Annotated in this window: 18 protein-coding genes and 1 tRNA gene; 6 read left to right on the plus strand and 13 right to left on the minus strand. The window is 70.0% G+C overall.

Annotated elements, in window-relative coordinates; genetic code table 11:
- Positions 1-37: 37 nt before the first annotated feature.
- Entirely contained in the window at positions 38-1,960 is a 1,923-nt protein-coding gene (locus GEV26_RS00945; RefSeq protein WP_153651333.1) for a hypothetical protein, read from the minus strand.
- Between the two features lie 140 nt (positions 1,961-2,100).
- Here GEV26_RS00945 and GEV26_RS00950 point away from each other — a divergent pair.
- Positions 2,101-2,173 (plus strand) — tRNA-Arg (locus GEV26_RS00950).
- 400 nt (positions 2,174-2,573) lie between these two features.
- Positions 2,574-2,831: a hypothetical protein gene (locus GEV26_RS00955; protein ID WP_153651334.1), complete on the plus strand. Its 258-nt coding sequence runs from the start codon at positions 2,574-2,576 to the stop codon at positions 2,829-2,831.
- 258 nt (positions 2,832-3,089) lie between these two features.
- On the opposite strand, the gene GEV26_RS00960 is transcribed toward GEV26_RS00955, so the two are convergent.
- The 3 genes from GEV26_RS00960 to GEV26_RS00970 all read right to left on the minus strand — a co-directional run bounded on the left by GEV26_RS00960 (position 3,090) and on the right by GEV26_RS00970 (position 7,675).
- Positions 3,090-4,925, minus strand: coding sequence for a phosphoenolpyruvate carboxykinase (GTP) (locus GEV26_RS00960; RefSeq protein WP_153651335.1), 1,836 nt, complete (start codon positions 4,923-4,925; stop codon positions 3,090-3,092).
- A 153-nt stretch (positions 4,926-5,078) separates the two neighbouring features.
- Positions 5,079-5,411, minus strand: a complete 333-nt coding sequence (locus tag GEV26_RS00965) for an STAS domain-containing protein (RefSeq protein WP_153651336.1) — start codon at positions 5,409-5,411, stop codon at positions 5,079-5,081.
- Complete coding sequence (locus tag GEV26_RS00970; protein WP_153651337.1) at positions 5,408-7,675, minus strand: SpoIIE family protein phosphatase; 2,268 nt, start codon at positions 7,673-7,675, stop codon at positions 5,408-5,410. The genes GEV26_RS00965 and GEV26_RS00970 overlap by 4 nt, the downstream gene beginning before the upstream one ends.
- A gap of 173 nt (positions 7,676-7,848) precedes the next feature.
- Between GEV26_RS00970 and GEV26_RS00975 the strand changes: the two genes are divergently transcribed.
- Positions 7,849-9,108, plus strand: a complete 1,260-nt coding sequence (locus GEV26_RS00975) for a SpoIIE family protein phosphatase (RefSeq protein WP_194839925.1) — start codon at positions 7,849-7,851, stop codon at positions 9,106-9,108.
- A gap of 11 nt (positions 9,109-9,119) precedes the next feature.
- Here the strand turns inward: GEV26_RS00975 and GEV26_RS00980 are convergent, their stop codons facing one another.
- The 4 genes from GEV26_RS00980 to ligD form a co-directional block, all read right to left on the minus strand.
- Positions 9,120-10,127 (minus strand): ATP-dependent DNA ligase, encoded by a 1,008-nt coding sequence (locus GEV26_RS00980; RefSeq protein WP_153651339.1) that lies wholly within the window; start codon positions 10,125-10,127, stop codon positions 9,120-9,122.
- A 145-nt stretch (positions 10,128-10,272) separates the two neighbouring features.
- A complete protein-coding gene (locus tag GEV26_RS00985) occupies positions 10,273-10,653 on the minus strand; it encodes a TraR/DksA family transcriptional regulator (protein WP_153651340.1) in 381 nt (126 codons plus the stop codon).
- A gap of 76 nt (positions 10,654-10,729) precedes the next feature.
- On the minus strand, positions 10,730-11,269 hold the full coding sequence (locus GEV26_RS00990; protein ID WP_153651341.1) for a hypothetical protein: 540 nt from the start codon (positions 11,267-11,269) through the stop codon (positions 10,730-10,732).
- Between the two features lie 31 nt (positions 11,270-11,300).
- On the minus strand, positions 11,301-12,677 hold the full coding sequence (gene ligD, locus GEV26_RS00995) for a non-homologous end-joining DNA ligase (protein ID WP_153651342.1): 1,377 nt from the start codon (positions 12,675-12,677) through the stop codon (positions 11,301-11,303).
- Positions 12,678-12,907: 230 nt separating this feature from the next.
- Here ligD and GEV26_RS01000 point away from each other — a divergent pair, with 230 nt between their 5' ends.
- Positions 12,908-13,705, plus strand: a complete 798-nt coding sequence (locus GEV26_RS01000) for a sigma-70 family RNA polymerase sigma factor (protein WP_194839926.1) — start codon at positions 12,908-12,910, stop codon at positions 13,703-13,705.
- Between the two features lie 169 nt (positions 13,706-13,874).
- Here GEV26_RS01000 and GEV26_RS01005 read toward each other — a convergent pair whose 3' ends face one another.
- Positions 13,875-14,390: a hypothetical protein gene (locus GEV26_RS01005; RefSeq protein WP_153651344.1), complete on the minus strand. Its 516-nt coding sequence runs from the start codon at positions 14,388-14,390 to the stop codon at positions 13,875-13,877.
- 176 nt (positions 14,391-14,566) lie between these two features.
- Between GEV26_RS01005 and GEV26_RS01010 the strand changes: the two genes are divergently transcribed.
- Positions 14,567-15,280: a GAF and ANTAR domain-containing protein gene (locus tag GEV26_RS01010; RefSeq protein ID WP_153651345.1), complete on the plus strand. Its 714-nt coding sequence runs from the start codon at positions 14,567-14,569 to the stop codon at positions 15,278-15,280.
- Here the strand turns inward: GEV26_RS01010 and ku are convergent.
- On the minus strand, positions 15,277-16,224 hold the full coding sequence (gene ku, locus GEV26_RS01015; protein ID WP_153651346.1) for a non-homologous end joining protein Ku: 948 nt from the start codon (positions 16,222-16,224) through the stop codon (positions 15,277-15,279). The two genes, GEV26_RS01010 and ku, sit on opposite strands and share 4 nt — an antisense overlap.
- Positions 16,225-16,429: 205 nt before the next feature.
- Complete coding sequence (locus tag GEV26_RS01020) at positions 16,430-17,170, minus strand: CatB-related O-acetyltransferase (protein ID WP_153651347.1); 741 nt, start codon at positions 17,168-17,170, stop codon at positions 16,430-16,432.
- A 165-nt stretch (positions 17,171-17,335) separates the two neighbouring features.
- On the opposite strand from GEV26_RS01020, the gene GEV26_RS01025 reads away from it, so the two are divergent.
- Entirely contained in the window at positions 17,336-18,688 is a 1,353-nt protein-coding gene (locus GEV26_RS01025) for an NAD-dependent succinate-semialdehyde dehydrogenase (RefSeq protein WP_153651348.1), read from the plus strand.
- Positions 18,689-18,734: 46 nt separating this feature from the next.
- Here GEV26_RS01025 and GEV26_RS01030 read toward each other — a convergent pair whose 3' ends face one another.
- Together GEV26_RS01030 and gabT are read right to left on the minus strand one after the other, a co-directional pair.
- Positions 18,735-20,165, minus strand: coding sequence for an NAD-dependent succinate-semialdehyde dehydrogenase (locus tag GEV26_RS01030; protein WP_153651349.1), 1,431 nt, complete (start codon positions 20,163-20,165; stop codon positions 18,735-18,737).
- The gene (gabT, locus tag GEV26_RS01035) at positions 20,162-21,496 is read right to left on the minus strand and encodes a 4-aminobutyrate--2-oxoglutarate transaminase (protein ID WP_153651350.1); all 1,335 of its coding nucleotides are present in this window, start codon (positions 21,494-21,496) and stop codon (positions 20,162-20,164) included. The genes GEV26_RS01030 and gabT overlap by 4 nt, the downstream gene beginning before the upstream one ends.
- Positions 21,497-21,498 lie beyond the last annotated feature (2 nt).

Genomic DNA, 21,498 nt, shown 5'->3' on the forward strand with positions numbered 1-21,498 from the left:
GCCCTCGAGGGGGCGCCCAGCGGGACCTGTGTGGGGGCTACTTCTTGTAGGACAGGTTCAGGAAGAAGCTGCCGCGGGTGACGGCCGGCGTGGAGACCTTCGTGCCTGAGACCTTCGAGGTGCCGTTGGAGTTGGTGTAGTACTGCTCACCGATCAGGCGGTCGTTGCGAGGCTGCGCCTTGAGTGCGGCCAGCACCTCGGGCAGGGTCGCCGCGGGGGAGTCGCTCTCGAAGTAGTACTCCTCCTCGTCCTCCTCGTCCATGACGATCGTGAACTCCTCGTCGCTGCCCTCGTTCAGCGGGAAGTAGCTCTGCCCGCCCGAGATCGCCGCGACGCCGGTGCCGACGGCCCACTTGTTGACCTTGAGGTCCAGACGCGTGACCAGCGGCTTGGCGACCGAGTCCGGGCTCGCCGGACGCAGCGTCGCGCGTACCGGCAGGGTGCGGCCGCGCTTGGCCGAGACCTTCTTGCCGCTCTTGACCGTGACCCACGTGTTGACGGTCTTCTTGCCGACCTTGGTGCTCTTGCGGTACTCGACCTTCGCGATGCGCAGGGCGTTGTAGTCGGGCTTGAGCTCGTTGTCGATCGTGACCGAGTTGATCGTGATCTTCTGGTCCGAGGCGGTCTGCAGGAACTCGACGTCGCTCGCGACGTCGAACGGCATCTGCTCGGCCAGGAACGAGTCGTACGAGATGCGCTGCGTCCGGGTGAAGGTCGCGCGCTTGCCGCCCCGGGGGGTGTAGTCGATGGTCCACGAGGCGATCGCCTCGCCACCGTTCACGTACGCGTCGAGGCCGTCCAGGATGTCGTTGTAGACCTGCGAGGCGACGGCCGTCGGCAGCGCCTGCGCGGCCGAGACGTGGCTGACGGCCTGCGTGCTCCTGCCCGCGAGGGTGGTGTTGGTCGTGACGGTCGTCTCCTGCGGGAGCTTGCCGAGCACGCCCAGGATGCCGCTCAGACGGTCCTGGGTGATCTGGCCGAGCGGGGTCGTGTCGATGTTGGCCATCTTGAACGACGAGTCGGCCGAGTCCTCCTGGATCAGCGCGGCGGACGCGGCGTGGAACGTGCCGGTGGCCTTGTCGCCGTCGAAGTTGTCGGGGTGGCCGAACGCGAAGACCTTCGTGCCGCAGATGGCGGTGATGGTGCCCACGGAGGCGAAGGTGACGTCGCCACGCGACCACGCCGCGGCGATGTTGCCGCCCGGGACGATCGCGGTGGCCGGATCGAGCTCGGTCGTGGTGGCACCGGGGACGAACTTGGGCAGCGCCGAGCCGTACTTCTTCTTGAGCTGGCGCGACTTCTTGGTGAAGCTGTTGGCCGCGGAGGCGGGGGTGCCGACCGAGACGCGCGGCACGGTGAGGTGCGGCAGGGTCTTGGGCACCGAGGCGTCGTCGGACGTCGTGCGGGTCGTCGCGGCGATGCGCTTGCCGGCGGACGCGCTGATCGTGACCTTGCGGGCCGCGGGTGCCGCCGCCGGGGTGCCCTCGATGCTGAGGATGTCCTTGGCGGGGGTGACGCCGGCGATGACGCTGGGGCCGTAGCTGAAGCCGTACGCGACGGCGCCGATCAGGTTGTCGTCCTGGTCGTAGACGGGCGAGCCGGACATGCCGGCCCAGATGCCAGCGTCGACGTTGACGTTGCCGTCCTTGTCGGTCTTGGTGATGCGCGAGCCCTCCATCTGGAACAAGAGGATGTCCTTGCCGCGGCCCGCGCCGTTGTCGAGGCGATCGACGTACGTGCCGGTGAACGCCTCGGGCGTGACGCCGCGAGTCGTCGTGAGGCCGCGGACGGCCTGGCCCGCGGTGAGGTCTCCGGTCCAGACGGGGGTGCCGACGCAGAGGTCGGTGTTGACGTCCTCGGGCGCGGCCTGGGCTCCGGTCGCCGAGGCGACGATGCCCGCTGCGACCAGTGCGAGGGTGGATGTGGCACTGGCGGCGACGCGCAGCGGACGTGATGCCATGAGTTGGTCTCCCGATGGGTAAGTGATGACGCATCACCTTATGGCTCCGGGCGGCATCGCAGGGAGGATTCGAAGGACGGGTCCCCGGATTTTATCTTCGGGCAGGGGCACGATAGGATCGGCAAGGCCCTTCGGGGTGTGCGCCCGTAGCTCAACGGATAGAGCATCTGACTACGGATCAGAAGGTTAGGGGTTCGAATCCCTTCGGGCGCGCAAGTGGTGCAAGGCCCCGCGATCCTCACCGGATCGCGGGGCCTTTCTCATGCGGTGCGTATGCCACCTTCCGGTCGTCGGGCGGTGCGTACGCCACTTTCCGGCCGTCGGGCGGTGCGTACGCCACTTTCCGGCCGTCGGGCGGTGCGTACGCCACCGTATGAGCCCCAATTTGCCGTCATTCGGTGGCGTAAGCACCGCCTGGACGGCATTCGGTGGCGTAAGCACCTCCCGGATGGGAGACGCGTACTTCGCGCTGACGAGGGACCGCATCACCGGGACGCCGTCCCAGCGGTCGTCGTAGGTCTCGGGAGGGATCGCGGCGTCCCAGCGATCGGCGAACGCCAGCAGGTCGGACGACCGTGCGATTAGCGTGGCCCGCTGCGGGAACACGGAGGCCATGACTGAACCGCAGAGCATCACCGCCGACCATGTCCGTTCCCTCCTCGCCGCCGGCTCTGGCGCGACGATCGGGTTGATCGAGGGGCGCGTCGAGGTGATCAGCGCCGAGCAGGCGGGCACCGACGACTACGCGGGCGCCCTGGAGGTCGTGGCGCACGACGATCTCGTCGACCAGATCGGCGAGGACGCGAGCGACGAGCGGCTCGCCGCCGAAGCGGAGGCGCTCACGATCCAGGTCCAGCAGATCGGCGGCTGACCGCCCGGGGGGACCGATCTTTCGGCGTTCGTGCTGCTGGGACGGCCGGAACGCCGAGAGATCCGTGAGGTCCGGGCCGACCTGACGACGTACGTGCTGCCAGGGCAGCCGAAACGCAGAAAGATCGGTCGCCACAGCCGAAATGCAGAAAGATCGGTCGCCACAGCCGAAACGCAGAAAGATCGGTCGAAGGCGGGGGACGGCGAAGCCCCCCACCCGGGAACGGGTGGGGGGCTCGTCGAGCTCAGGGAGCGGGGATCAGGCGTCGGCCTCGAGAGCGGCCTTCACCCGGCGGTGCGCCTCCCAGATCTCCTCGGGCAGACCGTGGAACGCGGCGAGGTGCACGTCGCGGTTCTCGATCTCCTGCTGCCAGCGGGCGTTGTCGATCGTGAGGATCGTGTCGAGATCCTCCGCCGGGATGTCCAGACCCTCGAGGTTGAGCTCCTCCTTGGTCGGGATGATGCCGACCGGCGTCTGGCGCCCGGAGACCTCGCCGGCCTTGAGCTGCATGAGCCACAGCAGCGGACGCAGGTTCTCGCGGTAGCCGGGCCACAGGAAGCGGCCGTCGTCGCCGCGCTGGAACCAGTTGACGTGCGCGAACAGCGGCATCTCGTTGGCCTGGCTGATGATCTTCAGCCAGTGAGCCGCGTACGCGCCCTCGGGGTAGGACATGAACGGACGCATCGACATGGGGTCGTAGCGCAGCTGGCCGTCGACACCCTCGGCGGCGAACGTCGCCTCGGCGCCCAGCGTCAGGCCGTCGTAGACGCCCTCGGCGAGATCGGTCATCGCACGGATCAGCGGCTCGCGGTCACGCGTACGACCGCCGAAGATGATCGCGTCGATCGGCACGCCCTGCGGGCTGTTGAAGTCCGGCGCCACGTTGGGGACGTTGGACAGCGTCGTCGTGAAGCGGCTGTTGGGGTGCGCCCACGGCGAGTCGTCGCCCTCGGCGCGCTCGGAGATGAGATCGCCCTTCCAGTCCTCCCAGCCCGTGACGTCCTCGGGCGGGTTGGGCGTCTTGCCCTCCCACCAGACCTCCTGCGTCTTCGGGTTGTACGCGATGTTGGTGAAGATCGCGCCCGAGCCGGCGTCGACCGAGTGCAGCGCACCCGGGTTGGTCGCCTCGTTCGTGTCCTTCGCGACGCCGAACACACCGAACTCGGGGTTCATGCCGTAGAGCTTGCCGTCGTTCTCGTCGACCCACAGCCACGCGATGTCGTCGCCGTAGAAGTCGACGTAGTAGCGGTCGCCCAGGGCGTCGGGCGCCAGCGTCATCGCGAGGTTGGTCTTGCCCGAGGCGCTCGGGAAGCCGCCACAGATGTGGTACTTCTTGCCGGTCTCCTTGTCCGTGATGCCCAGCAGCATGAACTGCTCGGACAGGAACTTGCCGGAGGCCCAGCCGTCGTATGCCGCCTGGCGCAGGCCGTGGGCGATCTTGCCGAGCAGGGCGTTTCCGCCGTACGACGAGCCGAAGTGCAAGATCGTGCGCTCGTCGGCGACCGTCACGAAGTAGCGGGCGTCGTCGGGCGTGCCGTGTCCCAGGTTCTCCAGGTCACCGGTCACGTGGACCGCGCGCACGAAGCTGTTGGGGTCGGCGAGGTCGTTGATGTAGTCGATGCCGACACGGGCCATGCGGATCATGTGCATGACGACCGTGCGGGAGTCGGTCAGCTCGACACCCGCGGCGTACGCCTCGAGGGGCGAGCCGGGAGGGGCCATCAGGTAGGGGACGACGTACATCGTCTTGCCGGCCGAGGCGCCGCGCATCTTGCCCTCCAGCAGCGGCTTCATCTCCGAGGAGGGGCGCCAGTTGTTGTACGCGCCGGCGTCCTCGGGGTTGCTCGTGGCGACGATCGTGCGCTCCTCGGAGCGCGCGGTGTCCTTGTGGTAGCTGCGGGAGTAGTACAGACCCTCACCGGCCGGAAGGAGCTCTCCGGCGTCCAGTGCCTCCTGCGCGAGTCGTGCGTCGTCCGATGCGCTGATGACCTCGACCCGCTCCGCGCCGGTCAGGTCGGCCCAGTAGCTGACGTACTCGCGAACGTGCGGGTTGGTCAGTCCAGCCTGGTCCAGTGCTGCCTCAACATCTGCCATTGACTGCATTGCCTCTCATGATGTGACTCCGCGCGGGCGCGCCTCGTGCTGCACCGAAGGCTACGCGGGAGACACCCTAAACGCTCGCGCTCGTAAGATTTGTCACTCTGAGTCTTATTTCACGTGCGGGGCTTTCGGGGTGTGGCACGCGTCTCAGCGGCTGGTCGCGTCGTCCACCGTGGGGTAGAGATCGAAGACGTCTTCCATCCCCGTGATCGACAGGACGCGACGCACGACCGGGTTCGCGCCGGCGATGCGGAAGGCGCCGCCCTCGCGGGTCAGCTGCCACCCGCCGACGAGGGCCCCGAGGCCCGAGGAGTCCATGAACGCGACGTCGGTCAGGTCGACGACGACCCGCGGGGAGCGGTCGGCGATGCACCCGACGATGTGGGCGCGGAGCTCGCGCGCGGAGTCGATGTCGATGTCACCGGCCAGCTCGACGACATGGAAGTCGCCCGCGGACCGGTCGGAGATGGTCAGGCTCATGCCAGGGCTCCTGTCGTGCGGAGGGCGACCACGGTCAGGTCGTCGTCGAGAGTGCCCGGGACGGCCGTCAGCAGGTCGGTGATCCAGGTGTCGAGCGTGCCGGTGTGGTCCGACGTGACCGCAGCGCGGCCCAGCCGCTCGATCGACGAGTCGATCTCGACACCGCGGCGTTCGACCAGTCCGTCGGTGTACAACAGCAGGACGTCGCCGGGTGCGAGCACGAGCTCGTCGGTCCCGGCCTCACCGAAGTCGACGCCGAGCAGCGGGCGGCCCGCGGGCGCCACGAGGGTGCTGCCGCCGTCCTTGAGCAGCAGCGCCGGCGGGTGCCCGGCGTTGGCGACCTCGACGCGGCCGGTCGCGGGGTCGACCACGAGCACGACGACCGTCGCGGTCTGACCAGGCAGCAGCGCGGCGACCAGCACGTCGAGCTTGTCGACGCACGCGGCGGGGGAGCTGCCGTCGATCATGTACGCCCGCAGGGCCGTGCGCACCTGGGCCATCGCGGTCGCGGCGGTGACGCCGTGGCCCGCGACGTCGCCCACGGTCAGCACGATGCGGCCGTCGGGCAGGCTGAACGCGTCCCACCAGTCCCCGCCCAGGCGGCTGCCCTTGGCGGGCCGGTAGCGGGCCAGCACGTCGACGCCGTCGAACTGCGGTGTCTCCTCGAGCACCACGGCGCGCTGCAGCGACTCGGCCAGCGCCGTGTGCTCGTGCGTGCGTCGCAGCAGCTGGGCCGAGAGGTACTGGCGAAGGCTCTCCACGACGTCGATCTCCCAGGGCCGCCACGGCGCGCTCTGGCCGCGGACGACCTGGCGCCACTTCTCGAACGACTTGCGGGGGCTCAGCCGGACCTGTGGGTCCTCCGCGAGCGCCAGCGCCTTGTTGGTGGGGTCGCCGCCCCAGTCGACGGTCTGCTCGACCTCGGGCCGCAGCCACATCATCCACCGGTCCGGACCGTTGCCGAGGTGCAGCGCCCCGGCCGCGACGGCGGACGTCTCGGCGAGCTCGGGAGCGAGCGCCCCGAGGTGGTTGCTGGCGGTGACCTTGTCGTCGTCGGCCCCGACCGCGCGAGCGATGCGGTGCAGGACGGGCTCGCTCGGGACCTCGCCCACGGTGCTCAGCTGGCCATCGACCCATAGCGCGACGCCCGAGGCGTCGACCAGCTCGAGGAGCCGCGGATCGGACAGCAGCGCGTCGTAGACGGGCCGCGGGTCGCCGGCCAACGATGCGGTGAGGCGGGCGAGCAGCACGCTCGCGCTGAGCTCGTCGGCGTGGTTGTCGGCGCGCTCACGGTCGTCGATGAGCTGCGACGCGGTCTGGCCGAGGAACTCCGCAGCCGAGCGGGCGTCGAACGGCACGCGATGCGGTCCGGAGTAGTGGTGGCACGCGACGAGGCCCCAGAGCTGTCCGTCCTTGACCATCGAGACCGACATCGACGCCGACACGCCCATGTTGGAGAGGTACTCGACGTGGATCGGCGAGACGCTGCGCAGGACCGAGTGCGACAGGTCGAGTGGCGCGCCGGTCGCGGGATCGAGGACGGGCTCCAGCGCGACCGGCTCGTAGAGGATGTCGGCGATGAGCCGGGTCCAGTTGACCGTGTAGAGCCGTCGCGCCTGCGCCGGGATGTCGGTCGATGGATAGTGCAGGCCGAGGAACGGGTTGAGGTCCTCGCGACGGTCCTCGGCCACCACCTCGCCGTTCCAGGCATCGTCGAAGCGATAGACCATGACGCGGTCGAAGCCGGTGACCTGCCGGATCTCGTGGGCGAGCTGCTCGCACAGCCCGGCGGTCGTGGACGTGCCGGTCAGGCGAGTGACGGCCGCCCGCGCCGAGCGGTAGGACACCGTCTGGGACGTCTCCTGGCCCCAGACGGGCTCGACCTCCACCACCGTGCGGGTGCCGGACCGGTGCACGACCAGGTCGACCTCGGCCGAGCCAAGCTTGCCGAGGTTGGGTGCCAGGGTCGCGCGCAGCGGGGCCGACAGGTCTCCGCCGGCCAGCGCGGCCGCGACGGCCGTGGCCGGTCCGGCACCGAGCACGTCGCGGACCTCGAGACCGAGGAGCTCGTCGATGGGCCGCCCGAGCAGCTGCTCGGTGTTGCGCGAGCCCATGACGACGCGGCGCTCGTGGTCGAGTGCGAGCAGGAGCCCATGGGGCTGGATCGCCCCCGGGATGTGGATCGGCTCCCTCTCGCAGTTGGTCAGATCGGCGGCCGGATAGGCGGGAGAGTGGTCGAGAGGACCGAGAGGATCGGGGATCAAGGCGCAGCTTTCTGCAGATGGCACCGCCTGGTGGCTCAACCGGTCCGTCCAGCATAACGAGCCGGGGTGACAGAGCAGGGCGACTCAGGCAAGATCTCGGGGCGACTCCGATATCGTTCGCACATGCACGCGTCGAGTCGTCTGACCGCCCCGCTCACGGAGCTCGTGAGCCCATGAGCGGCGACCAGCGGGACCTGTTCGACCACGCGCCGTGCGGCTACGTGGAGCTCGACGCGGACGGACGGATCGTCGCGGCCAATCACGCATTCCTCGCCATGGTGGACCGCCCCCACGACGACGTCGTCGGCAAGGAGTCCTTCTCGGACCTGCTCTCCCCGGGCTCCTCGGGCGATCACGAGACCCACGTCCGCGCGGAGCTGCAGGCGCACGGCAGCGTCCACGAGATCGCGGTCGACCTGGTGCGACCCGACGGGGCCGAGGTCCCGGCCATGATCAGCGCCAACCTGCGCGGCGACGGCCGCAAGCAGACCACGCGGATGATCGTCTTCGAGGCCCGTGAGCGGCGCCGCCACGAGGAGGAGCTGCTGCAGGCCCGCCGGGCAGCCGAGGAGGCCGAGCACCTGACCGCGGCCCTGGCCGCGACGCTGCAGGCGACCTTCGTCCCGCCGTCGATCGGCGACGTCCCGGGCCTGGAGATCGCCGGTGCGTACCGTCCGGCGGGCGACGGCACCGTGATCGGTGGCGACTTCTACGACGTCTTCCAGATCCGCACGGGCGAGTGGGTCGTCGCCCTCGGCGACGTGGCCGGCAAGGGGGTCGAGGCCGCGGTCCTCACCTCGTTCGTCCGGCACTCGATCCGCGCCCTCGCCGTGCGGTACGACTCGCCCGCGGAGGTGCTGCGCGAGCTCAACACCGCGCTCCTGGCGCACGGCAGCGACCGGTTCTGCACCGTCGTTCTCCTGCGCCTGCTCAAGGAGGACGACCAGTGGCTGGTGTCGGTCAGCTCCGGCGGCCATCCCCTGCCGCTGCTGGTGGCCCAGGAGGGCGCGGTCGTGGAGATCGGCGCCTCCGGGTCGCTCGTGGGCGTTCTCGCGACCCCGCAGCTCGACGACGGACGCGGCACGATCGGACCCGGTGACCGGGTCGTGCTGTTCACCGACGGGGTGACCGATGCGCGGCGCGACGACGAGCCGTTCGGCATCGAGCGGCTGAGGTCGCTCGTGGCCACCCCACTGCCGACCGCGGCCGAGACCACCGACCTGATCCTCGACGAGGTGCTCACGTTCCAGGAGGGCAGCGCCCGCGACGACATCGCGATCGTGACGGTCAGGGTGCTGGGCCCCGACGAGGAGACGACCTCGGACGTCCGAGTAGCCGCCAGGCAGATGGACCTGGAGGCCAAGAACCAGGCGCTGCTCGCGCTCCAGGCCGAGGCACCGGCCCCCGACGGGGAGCCCGACCAGCAGCACTGATCTGCCGACGCTCAGCGGATGACGTCGACCTCGGTCGCCTGCAGCTCGGGGCGCACGCGGACGAGCTCGTGCGCCTCGGTCCACGGCCCGGTCTCGAGGGAGTCCGCGGCGACCTCGACGACCGTCGACGGGTCGACGAGCAGCAGCTCCGCGGGCGAGTCGGCGGGCCAGCCGGGCACGTCGGTGGACGCCAGGCCGGCCGACCACGGGTGGTCGTCGGCGGCCCGGGCCAGGTGGGCGCCCATGCGTCGGCTCTGCGGCAGGGTCAGCTCGGTGGTGCAGCCGACCAGCTCGGCGGTGCCGTCAGGACCGGGCAGCCCCAGCACCAGACGGCGCGGGGCGCGCAGCGACCCCGAGATCGCGACGACGACGCCCTCGACCGAGTCCTGGATGCGCAGCTTGAGCCAGCCTCGGTCGCCCCCGGCGTACGTCGTGCTGAGCCCCTTGACGACGACGCCCTCGACCCCGACGTTGGCCTCGGCATAGTTGGCCATCCACTGATCGGCCTCGACGCGATCGCGGGTCTGCGGGACGACGTGCAGCGGTGCAGGCACGTCGCCCAGCAGGATCGTGAGCGCCTGGCGGCGTACGCGCAGGGGACTGTTGCGCATGTCCATCCCCGCGCCAGCGAGCACGTCGAAGGCGATGAACGACGCAGGGTGCGCGCCCATGCGGCCGTCGGGGACGTCGCCGTCGAGGCGGCGCTGCAGCTCGCTGAAGTCACAGGTGCTGTCACCCCACACCACCAGCTCGCCGTCGAGCACGACGCCCGACGGCAGGGAGTCGATCGCGGCCGCGGCGATGTCGGGGAAGGCGCGGGTGACGTCCCGACCGGTGCGGGACTGGATGCGGCAGTGGCCGTCCTGCACGAAGATCAGCCCGCGGTAGCCGTCGAACTTCGGCTCGAAGACCGCGCCGCCAGGAAGGTCCTCGACGTCCGGCAGGTCGTGAACCGGCCGCGCGAGCATCGGCTCCTGCGGGTACGGCAACACGGAGAACTCCACTTCCTGGGCGTGCACTTGGAGATCGTGAACTTGTCGATTGTCCCACCGGCCCCCGCGGTGGTCCGGGTACGTGGTGCTTCGGCGTTCGGGTGTCGTCAGGTTCACTGTTTCCCCTCTCACTGAGACAGGGAGTACCCCCTGTTCCGGAGCACAACCGGGCTCAGTGGGCGCAGCCGATGCAGAGTGTCGCGCGGGGGAACGCCTCGAGCCGCGGCCGCCCGATCCCACCCGCGCAGGACTCGCACACCCCGTAGTGGCCCGCGGACAGGCGATCGAGGACGTGCTGCGTCTGGGCGAGGATCGCCGCGAGGTTCTCGGCCTGGACGGCGTCCTGCAGCATCTCGGCGCGCTGTGACGCCACGTCGAGGTCGTCCACAAGCACCTCGAGGGGCGGTGCGCCGGCGGTGGTGCCGAGATCGGATCCGATCAGCGCGAGCTCGGCCTCGATGCGTAGCACCGCGGACTCCAGACCCTCACGGATCGAGTCCAGCTCGTCGGCGGTCCAGGGTGACGGGGCGGGTTGCTGGAGTTCAGCGCTCATGAGACACCTCGAGGTCGAGCGGGGAAAGGTTTATCTGCCTTACCCCGCCCGACCTCAGGTCAATCAGGTGCGGACGTCAGGACTTGCCGGCGGTGCCATCCGTGCCGTCGCCGGTCAGGTCGGCCGCGGTCGGAGCGGTCGAGGAGGACGGCGGCGGGGGCGTCGTCGGCGCGGCCGGCGGGGGCGTGCTCGTCGGCGGCGTGTACGCGTGGTCGGGCTGGCCGCGACGCTTCAAGATCGCGAAGGCAGCAGCACCGGCACCGGTCAGGACGCCGAGTGCGGCGACCTTGCGCAGACGCGTCTTCTTGGGCTTGGACCGCTCGGGCAGCTTCTCCTGCACGTTCTCGGGCAGGCGCTCGAACAGGTCGTCGCGCAGGTCGAGCAGCTGGTCCTTGTCGGGGATCGCAGCCACGATCTGGTCACGGACGCCCGGCGCACGCTCGACGACCTGCTGACGCAGCTCGCCGGCCTGCTCGACGAGCTGGTCGCGAACCTCGGGCGCGCGAGCGACGACCACCTTGCGCAGCTCGTCGGTCTGGTCCGCCAGATCGCTCAGCTGTGACTCGAGCTTGTCGCGGAACGTCGTCGGGGCGGTCTTCTTGAAAGGCCTGGGCATGTGCGTGCTCCTGTTCATCGGGATCTGCAGTTCAAGTGATCTTCATCCGGTGGATGAGCCACTGGTTCTTGTTGGTGTGGATCAGCGCGTACTTGCGACGGCCGCCGAGCCCGCCGTCCTTGGTACCACTCAGGGTGGCAATGACCTCTCGAGCCTTCCACTTCTCGAGCTCGTACGTGCCGTGGTCCCAGATGGTGACCTCCCCACCTCCGTACTCGCCCTTCGGGATCGTTCCCTCGAAGGTCGCGTACGACAGGGGGTGGTCCTCGGTCTGCACCGCGAGATGATTCTTGCCGGTGTCGGTCGGGACGCCCTTCGGCAGGGCCCACGACACCAGGACGCCGTCGTGCTCGAGCCGGAAGTCCCAGTGCAGGCTGCTCGCGTGGTGCTCCTGGATCACGAAGGACCGGCCCTCGGAGGGCGCGGGGCGATCGGCCGGGACGGGCTCCGGGGTCTTGTCGGGATCGCGCATCGAGCGGTACGTCTCGAGGCGGTCCGGCTCGTCGGGATCGGCGGCGTGCTCGGACAGGTCGGCCATGGGGTCCTTGCGCCGCTTCATGCGGGCGACGACCTGGTCCAGCGTGAGCTGCTCCAGCGAGTCGGTCATCTCGCGCCACGTGCGGGGTACCGCGACGCGCGGCGTGGTGGTCCCGCGCAGCGAGTAGGGGGCGATCGTGGTCTTGTTGCCGTTGTTCTGGCTCCAGTCCACGAGCACCTTGCCGCCGCGCTCACTCTTGCGCATCGAGCTGACCACGAGATCGGGCAGCTCGGCCTCCAGCGCCTTGGCGACCTCCTTGGCGAAGGCGTTCATGTAGTCCGAGTCGTGCGAGCCGTCCAGCGGTGCGTAGAGGTGGATGCCCTTGCTGCCGCTCGTGACCGGGTACGTCGTGAGGTCGAGGTCGGCGAGCAGCTTCTTGGCGCGCTTGGCCACCTCGACGCACTCGGGCAGGCCGGCGCCGGGACCGGGGTCGAGGTCGAGCACGAACCGGTCGGGGTTCTGGGGCGTCCCGTCGCGGTCGACCCGCCACTGCGGGACGTGCAGCTCGAGCGCCGCGACCTGGCCGGCCCAGGCGAGCGCGGCCGCGTCCTCGAAGACGGGGTACGTGTTGACGTGCTCGCGGTGGTGGATCTCGACGCGGCGGATCCACGAGGGCGCGGAGTCGGGAAGGTTCTTCTCGAAGAACACGCTGCCGGGTGCACTGTCCGTGCCGACGCCGTCGACCCAGCGCTTGCGGGTCACGATGCGGCCCCGGATGTGCGGCAGCAGGTAGGGAGCGATCTGCTGGTAGTAGGCGATGACGTCGGCCTTGGTCGTCCCGGTCTCGGGATAGATGACCTTGTCCGGATGCGTCAGACGCAGACGACGCCCAGCGACCGACACGGTGTCGGCGGCGCTGCTGCGGGCCATCGGGGTCCTTTCGCCGTCGGGTCGCTCCCTCCGGGCGCGGGACGCGTACCCGATCGCGGACGGGTGAAACAGCCCGAACGGGCTCCTTCGGGGGTGAATAGTTCATGAGAACTAGATGAACTGGTCCTCTCCGACCGGTTCTGGCTTGCCAGCGGGCACCCATCGATGCCATGGTGTGGTGGTCGGTTGAGCAACTAGCCGTACACGGATCGAGACCTCTGGGGGTCATCGTGAACTCTGCTCCCGTTACATCCAGCAACTCCGCGTCGTCCAGCTCCCACGAGCAGTCGGACGACACCGCGGCACTCATCGAAGCAGCTGCTTCGGCCGGACCGGCCGAGCGCGCAGCACTCGAGGACGAGGTCGTCCGTCGACACCTCGGCCTCGCGCGCCACCTGGCCGGCCGCTATGCCGGTCGGGGCATCGACCGCGAGGACCTCGTGCAGGTCGCCAACTTCGCCCTGGTGAAGTCGATCCGCGGCTTCCGTCACGACCGGGGAGAGTTCGTCCCCTTCGCGACGGTGACGATCCTCGGTGAGATCAAGAAGCACTTCCGGGACCACGGCTGGGGCGTTCGTCCCCCGCGGCGGATCCAGCAGCTGCAGGCCGACATCTCCTCCGCCTCCGAGCGCATCTTCCACGCCGAGGGCCACGCGCCCGACGCCGCGCAGATCGCTGCGGAGCTCGGTGCGGACCTGGCCGACGTCAACGAGGCCATGGCCGCACGCGGCTGCTTCTCCCCGACGTCGCTGGACCAGCCGGTCCGCGACGGCGGACAGCCGCTCGGTGAGACCCTGCGGTGGGACGAGTCGGCATTCTCGTTCATCGACGACTGGGTCACGGTCGGCCCGTTGTGCCGCGATCTCGCCGACGACGAGCGCGAGCTCATCCGGCTGCGATTCGTGGAGGACAAGACCCAGCAGGAGATCGCCGATCTCGTCGGCGTGAGCCAGATGCAGGTGTCCCGCCGGCTGGCCAAGCTGCTGGACCAGCTGCGTACCAAGGCCGCAGTCGCCGACGTCGCTTGATCGCACGTCCTCGCAGCTGGCCCCGGGCGTGATTCGCCCGGGGCCAGCTGCGTTGATAGGGTCGTACGTACCGGTTCAGCAGCAGCCGATCGCTCTGTGGACCCGGAAAGGCATCGCTCCTATGGCTCGCACCCCCGTGGTGACCCGGCCGGACATCGTCCGTGCCTGCTCAGGACGTGCCGCGTTGCCAGCCGGGCTCGAAGGTGCGCTCCGCGAACGACGGCGCGGAGGTCCACACGACCTGGTTGCCCACCTCGTCCGCGATCGTCAGGGCGAGGTCCTTCGGCGCGGGCGCGGACTGCACGACCGGCTCCCCGAGCACCGTCTCCATGCGGGGCTCCAGCGGCGCGTGCCAGATGAGGGAGACGTCGTGCTTGTCCCCGCACTGGCGGCACAGCTCCACCAGCCGGTCCGACGTCGCCTCGTCGGCGGGCTTCTCGCACACGGCCACGACGTGGGCGGCGGGCGAATCGACATGCACGAGGTCGCGGAACGCCTGCTCGCCGGCCATGGTGTCGAGGCGGACGACTGCGTTGGTCGTGCTCGTCAGCCAGCCGAGCGCCGTGGTCACGGCGTGCGTGCTGCAGCCGCGCCGGTCGAGCTCGTGGGCGAGAGCCAGGCCGAGGGCGTCACGTACCCCGAACACGGTCACGGTGGGGCCCGCGGAGTGCAAGTCGGTGGTCACGCGGTCGTCCCTTCGGGTCGGAGGGCGAGGCGGGGAACGGCGCCTGCCGAGTTCGTCAACGGGCGTGGCGTACCCCCGCGGACCGCGAACAAACCGTCAGTAGGTCGTGACCTGTATTTTCATCTGGTGCTGTGGTTGTCTTGACCGGCATCTCGAAACCCCTGAGGAGCTCATCCGTGGACAGCTCGACGTTCTTCGCGCAGATGGCACTGGACCTGCACGACGAGCCCAATGCCGAGCGTACGATCGAGCGGATCGCGGAGTACGCCCAGGTCGCCACCGGCTGCGACGACGCCGGCATCATGCTCGTGCACGCGCGCAACCAGATCGAGACCGCCGCCGCGACGTCCAGCCGCGTCGGTGAGTCCCACAACCTGCAGATCATCCACGACGAGGGACCGTGCCTCGACGCGATCGACGGCGAGGCTCACTACTCCTCCTCCGACGTGGCCCGCGACCCCCGCTGGCAGAAGTGGGGGCCCTCGGTTGCCGAGCTGGGCATCCGCAGCGTCCTGAGCGTGCGCCTGGAGACGCGGTCACGCCGTTACGGCTCGCTCAACCTGTACGCCGAGCGGGTGGACGCATTCGACGACGACGACCTGGCCGTCGCGACCGTCTTCGTGCGTCACGCGTCGGTGGCGTTGGCCAATGCGCACAACGAGGAGGGCCTGCAGCTCGCGATCGACGCGCGCAAGCTCATCGGCCAGGCGCAGGGCATCCTCATGGAACGCTTCGACATCGACGCCGACCGGGCCTTTGAGTTCCTGCGCCGCCAGTCGCAGACCCACAACGTCAAGCTCCGCTACGTCGCGGAGTGGGTCGTGCAGCACCGTGGCTCGCCCGATGCGACCTTCTCCGGTCCCGTCCCCGACGGCGTCGCGGGCCGCTAGCTCGCCTTCTTGGCCTTTTTCCTGGCCGGGGCCTTCTTGGCTGCCGGCTTCTTCGCTGCGGGCTTCTTGGCGGCGGCCTTCTTCGCGGCCGGCTTCTTGGCAGGAGCCTCGTCGTCGTCCGCGTCGTCGTCCTTGGCTGCGGCCTTCTTGGCGGGCGCGGACTTCTTCTTGTCGATGCTGCGCTTGAGCGCCTCCATCAGGTCGACGACCTCGGCATCCTCACCCTCGTCGTCGCTGACGCCGAACGTCGCGTCCGTGTCGAGCGCGTCGCCCTCCTTGAGCTTGGCCTCCACGAGGGTGCGCAGCTGCTCCTGGTAGTCGTCGGTGAACGCGGCGCTGTCGAAGTCGCCGGCCAGGGACTCCACCAGCTGCGCGGCCATGTCGCGCTCCTTCTCGCTGATCCGCGGGGTCTCGTTGAGCACGTCGAAGGCCGGCGAACGCACCTCGTCGTCCCACAGCAGCGTCTGCAGCAGCAGGACGTCGCCGCGTACGCGCAAGGCGGCCAGGCGGGTCTTCTGCCGCAGCGCGAACCGGACGATCGCGGTGCGGTCGGAGTCCTCGAGCGCGCGACGCAGCAGCGTGTACTGCTTGAGGGTCTTGCCCTCGGGCTCGAGGTAGTAGCTCTTGTCCAGGCGCAGGAGGTCGACCTGGTCGGCCGGCACGAACTCGACGACCTCGATCTCGTGGTTGCGCTCGGCCGGCAGCGACTTGAGGTCCTTCTCGGTCAGCACGACGGTCTGCTCGCCGTCGTCGTAGGCCTTGTCGATGTCGCCGTACGCGACGACCTCGCCGCACACCTCGCAGCGCCGCTGGTAGCGGATGCGGCCGCCGTCCTTGGAGTGGACCTGGTGCAACGGGACGTCGTGGCTCTCGGTCGCGCTGTAGACCTTCACCGGCACGCTGACCAGCCCGAAGCTGATCGCGCCCTTCCAGATGGATCGCATGGGGTCATTAGACCGCGTCTTGCGCAGTTCCCGCACCTCGGCGGTGCTTCTGCCACCGTTTGAGCCGGGCGCGGTGCTTCTGCCTCCGTTTGGCCCGGGCGCGGTGCTTCTGCCACCGTTTGAGGCCGATTCGCGGCCCAGAAGGTGGAGGATCCACCGCGCCCCCGGAAACGGTGGCAGAAGCACCGCGCCTGAGGGGGACGGGTCAGCGGGGGAAGAAGCGCAGGCGGCGTCGGGGTGGGGCGGGCTCGGCCGGCTTCGGGATCTCGACGAACCCCGGGTCGTACGTCTCGAGGCCGTCGGCGATGCGCGTACGCAGCTGGGCGGCCGCCGCGGCGGGATCGTCGTACGGGATGCCGCTCAGCTGGTTGGGGGAGTGCCGCCACCACTGCAGGGCCAGCAGCTCGTCGCGCAGGTCGGCCTCAACCCGCGGCCGGATCACCCTGGCCGGGACGCCGCCGGCGATCGAGTACGGCGGGATGTCCTTGGTGACGACGGCATTCGCGGCGACGATCGAGCCGTCGCCGATCGTCACGCCGCGCAGCACGACGACGTTGGCGCCGAGCCACACGTCGTTGCCGATCACGGCCAGGTCACCGCCCACGCTGCGGAACGACTGACGGCCGCCTGCCTCGGGGTCCACGACCTCGGTGGCGTCCGCGGACGGGTGCCAGCCCCACGTGGCCTTCTTGTACTGGAACGCGGACACGCTGAGCCAGCTCGTCGGGTGACCGGTCGCGCCCAGCAGGCTGCCGGGGCCGATCTCGCAGTAGCGACCGAGCGTCGCGGCCTGCACCTCGACCTCGCGGCCGAACTCGGTGAAGGCGCCGATGCGGGTGTCGGACCGGATCACGAACGCGCCGAGGAACCGGACCGGCGGCTCCACGAACAGCCGGGACCGGCCGATGCGCTGGACGTGCTGCGCCCCGCGGATGTGCTCGACCATCGTTCCCCCTGCTGATCGACTGAGTCCATGACCGGATGCCGCCTCAGGCTATCGAGTCCGGTTGCCGCCCCCCTCTCGGCGACCCCGTGTCGATCCCCCGGATGCGGGCTACGCTCGGGCCAGGCCTCGCCGACCTGCCGTCCTGGCCGACCCGAAGGAGCCCCCATGAGCAGTCCTGCGTACCAGGTGACCGACCCGTCGACCGGTGAGGTCGTCGAGTCCTTCGATCCCGCGACCGATGCCGACATCGAGGCGGCCCTCGCCGCCTCCGCCGCGGCGTACGCGTCGTGGAAGGACGTGCCGATCGCCGATCGCGCCGTCGTCGTCAAACGCGTCGCGGCGCTGTTCGCCGAGCGCGCGGACGAGCTGGCCGCGATCGCGCAGACCGAGATGGGCAAGCCGGCCGGGGAGGGCGTGGAGGAGGCCGAGTTCTGCCAGGCGATCTTCGACTACTTCGCCGACGAGGGCCCGACGCTCGCGGCCGACCAGCCGATCAAGCCCATCTCCGGCGGCCGGGCCGTCGTGCAGAAGCTGCCGATCGGACCGCTGCTCGGCATCATGCCGTGGAACTTCCCGTTCTACCAGATCGCCCGCTTCGCAGCGCCCAACCTGATGCTGGGCAACACGATCGTCCTCAAGCACGCCGAGTCGGTGCCGCGCTCGGCGCTCGCGGTCGAGCAGATCATGAAGGACGCGGGCGTGCCCGAGGGTGCGTACGTCAACGTGTTCGCGACGCACGACCAGATCGAGACGATCATCGCCGATCCGCGGATCGCGGGCGTCTCCCTGACCGGCTCGGAGCGCGCGGGCGCGATCGTCGCGGCGCTGGCGGGCAAGAACCTCAAGAAGTGCGTGCTCGAGCTCGGCGGCTCCGATCCGATGGTCGTGCTCGACACCGACGACCTCGACGCGGTCGCGGGCGACGCGTGGGACTTCCGCATGTACAACACCGGCCAGGCCTGCAACTCCAACAAGCGCATGATCGTCATGGACGACCTGTTCGACGACTTCGTCGGCCGGCTGACCGAGAAGGCGCGCTCGCTGGAGTCGTTCTCGCCGCTGTCGTCGCGCAAGGCCGCCGAGACCCTCGCCGAGCAGGTGCAGGACGCGGTCGACAAGGGTGCGACGCTGCACGCGGGCGGCACGCTCAGCGACGGACCGGACGCCCACTACGCCCCGGCCGTGCTGACCGGGGTGACCCCCGACATGCGGGCGTACTCCGAAGAGCTGTTCGGCCCCGTCGCCGTCGTCTACAAGGTCGGCTCGGACGAGGAGGCGCTCGCGCTCGCGAACGACACGACGTACGGACTGGGCGGCTCGGTCTTCAGCGCCGACCCGGCCCGCGCGGAGAGGCTTGCGCAGCGCCTCGAGGTGGGCATGGCCAACGTCAACTCGACCGCCGGCGAGGGCGCCGAGATCCCGTTCGGCGGCGTGAAGCGCTCGGGCTTCGGCCGCGAGCTCGGGCCGCTCGGCATGGACGAGTTCGTCAACAAGCGCATGTTCTACATCGCCGACTGACCCCGCCGGTCCCGCTGGGCGCGCGTGCGCCCAGCGGGGACGTGAGTCAGTCGTTCCAGGCGATGCTGAGGTACTGGGTCTCCTGGAACTCCTCCAGGCCGGCCCGGGCGCCCTCGCGGCCCATGCCGCTCTGCTTCATGCCGCCGAACGGTGCCGCGGGGTCCGAGACGAGGCCGCGGTTGATGCCGACCATGCCGGCCTCGATCGCCTCGCCGAGACGCATGCCGCGCTGGAGCTCGCCGGCATAGACGTACGCCGCGAGGCCCATCTCGGTGTCGTTGGCCAGGGCGACGACACCGTCGTCGGAGGTCCAGGTGACGATCGGCGCGATGGGCCCGAAGATCTCCTCGCGCACGATCTCGGCATCGGCCGGGACGTTGCTGAGGACCGTCGGCGGGAAGTAGAAGCCCTTGCTGTCCTCGGGGACGGCGGCCTGGTGGGTGATCGTCGCACCGGCCTCGAGCGCCCCGGCGAGCAGCGCCTGGGTGTCGTCGACGGCCTTGGCGTTGATCATCGGGCCGATGTCGGACCCCTCGGAGGCCGGGCCGACCCGGAGCGCCTCGACCTTGGCGCCCAGCTTGGCGGTGAACTCCTCGGCGACGTCCGCGTGGACGTACAGCCGGTTGGCCGCGGTGCAGGCCTGGCCGCCGCCGCGGAACTTCGCGATCATCGCGCCCTCGACCGCGGCGTCGACGTCGGCGTCGTCGGTGACGATGAAGGGGGCGTTGCCGCCCAGCTCCATCGAGGAGTTCACGACCCGCTCGGCCGCCTGCTTGAGCAGCACCCGGCCGATCTCGGTCGAGCCGGTGAACGAGATCTTGCGGACCCGGGGGTCCTCGAGCCAGGTGCCCACGATCTTGCCGGCCGACTTGGACGGGACGATGTTGACGACGCCTGCGGGCACGCCGGCCTCGACCATGAGCTTGGCGATCGCGAACGCCGTCAGGGGCGTCTCGGACGCGGGCTTGATGACGACCGTGCACCCGGCGGCCAGCGCGGGGGCGATCTTGCGCGTGGCCATCGCGGCCGGGAAGTTCCACGGCGTCACGAGCGCCGCGACGCCCACGGGGTGGTGGGTCACGACGGTGCGCGTGCCGCCGGCGGGGGAGGAGCCGTAGTCGCCGCCCATGCGGACGCCCTCCTCGGCGTACCAGCGGAAGAACTCCGCGGAGTACGCGACCTCGCCCTTGGCGTCGCTCAGCGACTTGCCGTTCTCGGCCGCGATGAGCGCACCGAGCTCGTCGGTGTCGCGGATCATCAGCTCGTACGTCCGGCGCAGGATCTCACCGCGCTGACGCGGCGGGACCCGGCGCCACGAGGCGAGGGCCGCGACCGCGGCGTCGACCGCGGCGGTCGCGTCCTGGACGCCGCCGTTGGAGACCGCGCGGATCGCCTCGCCGGTGGCGGGGTCGACGACGTCGAACTCCCCGTCGGCGCCGGGCAGCCACTCGTTGTTGACGAACACGTCTGCAGTCATGCTGTTGCCTCCTGGAAAGCGGTGGTGAGGATGTCGAGCGCCTCGACGAGCAGCTCGTCGCCGATCGCGAGCGGCGGCAGGAACCGGAGCACGTTGCCGTACGTCCCACACGTCAACACAATCACGCCCGCCTGATGGGCGCTCGCCGCGACGGCCCGGGCGAGCTCGGGATCGGGATCGGTCGTGCCCGGCCTGACCAGCTCGACGGCGATCATCGCGCCGCGCCCGCGGACGTCACCGATCCGGCTGTCGTCGGCCTGCAGGCGGTGGAGCCGGTCGAGCATGAGGTGCTGGACCTCCCGGGCACGCTCGACCAGGCCCTCGGCCTCGATCGTCTCGATCGTCGCCAGGGCCGCGGCACACGCGAGCGGGTTGCCGCCGTACGTGCCGCCGAGCCCGCTGACGTGCGAGGCGTCCATGATCTCGGCGCGACCGGTGACCGCAGAGAGTGGCAGCCCGCCCGCGATGCCCTTGGCGGTGACGATCAGGTCGGGGACGACGCCCTCGTGATCGCACGCGAACAGGTCGCCGGTGCGGGCGAAGCCGGTCTGCACCTCGTCGGCGATGAACACGACGCCGTTCGCGGTGCACCAGTCGGCGAGCGCGGGCAGGAAGCCGTCGGCCGGCACGATGAAGCCGCCCTCGCCCTGGATGGGCTCGATCACGACGGCGGCCAGGTTGCCCGAGCCGACCTGCTTCTCGATGACGTCGATCGCGCGGCGGGCCGCCGCCTGGCCGTCCACCTGCTTGTCGTCGCGGAACGGGTACGACAGCGGGGCGCGGTAGACCTCGGGGGCGAAGGGTCCGAAGCCGCTCTTGTAGGGCATCGACTTGGCGGTCATCGCCATCGTGAGGTTGGTACGCCCGTGGTACGCGTGGTCGAACACCACGACGGCCTGCTTCTTGGTGTGCGCCCGGGCGATCTTGATCGCGTTCTCGACCGCCTCGGCGCCGGAGTTGAACAGCGCGGACTTCTTGTCGTGGTCGCCGGGGGTCAGCCGGTTGAGCGCCTCGGCCACGGCGACGTAGCCCTCGTACGGCGTGACCATGAAGCAGGTGTGCGTGAACGCCTCGACCTGCTCACGGACGGCCTCGACGACGCGGGGGGCGCTGTTGCCCACGGTCGTCACCGCGATGCCCGAGCCGAGGTCGATGAACGAGTTGCCGTCGACGTCCTTGACGATGCCGCCGCCGGCCTCGACCGCGAACACCGGCATGGTGGTGCCGATGCCCTGGGCGACGGCCGCGCTCTTGCGCGCCATCAGCTCGCGGGAGCGGGGGCCGGGGATCTCGGTGGCCAGGTGGCGGCGTTGCTCGAGGGTGGCAGACATGG

Origin of the sequence: Aeromicrobium yanjiei (assembly GCF_009649075.1) — a bacterium.
Taxonomy (GTDB): domain Bacteria; phylum Actinomycetota; class Actinomycetes; order Propionibacteriales; family Nocardioidaceae; genus Aeromicrobium; species Aeromicrobium yanjiei.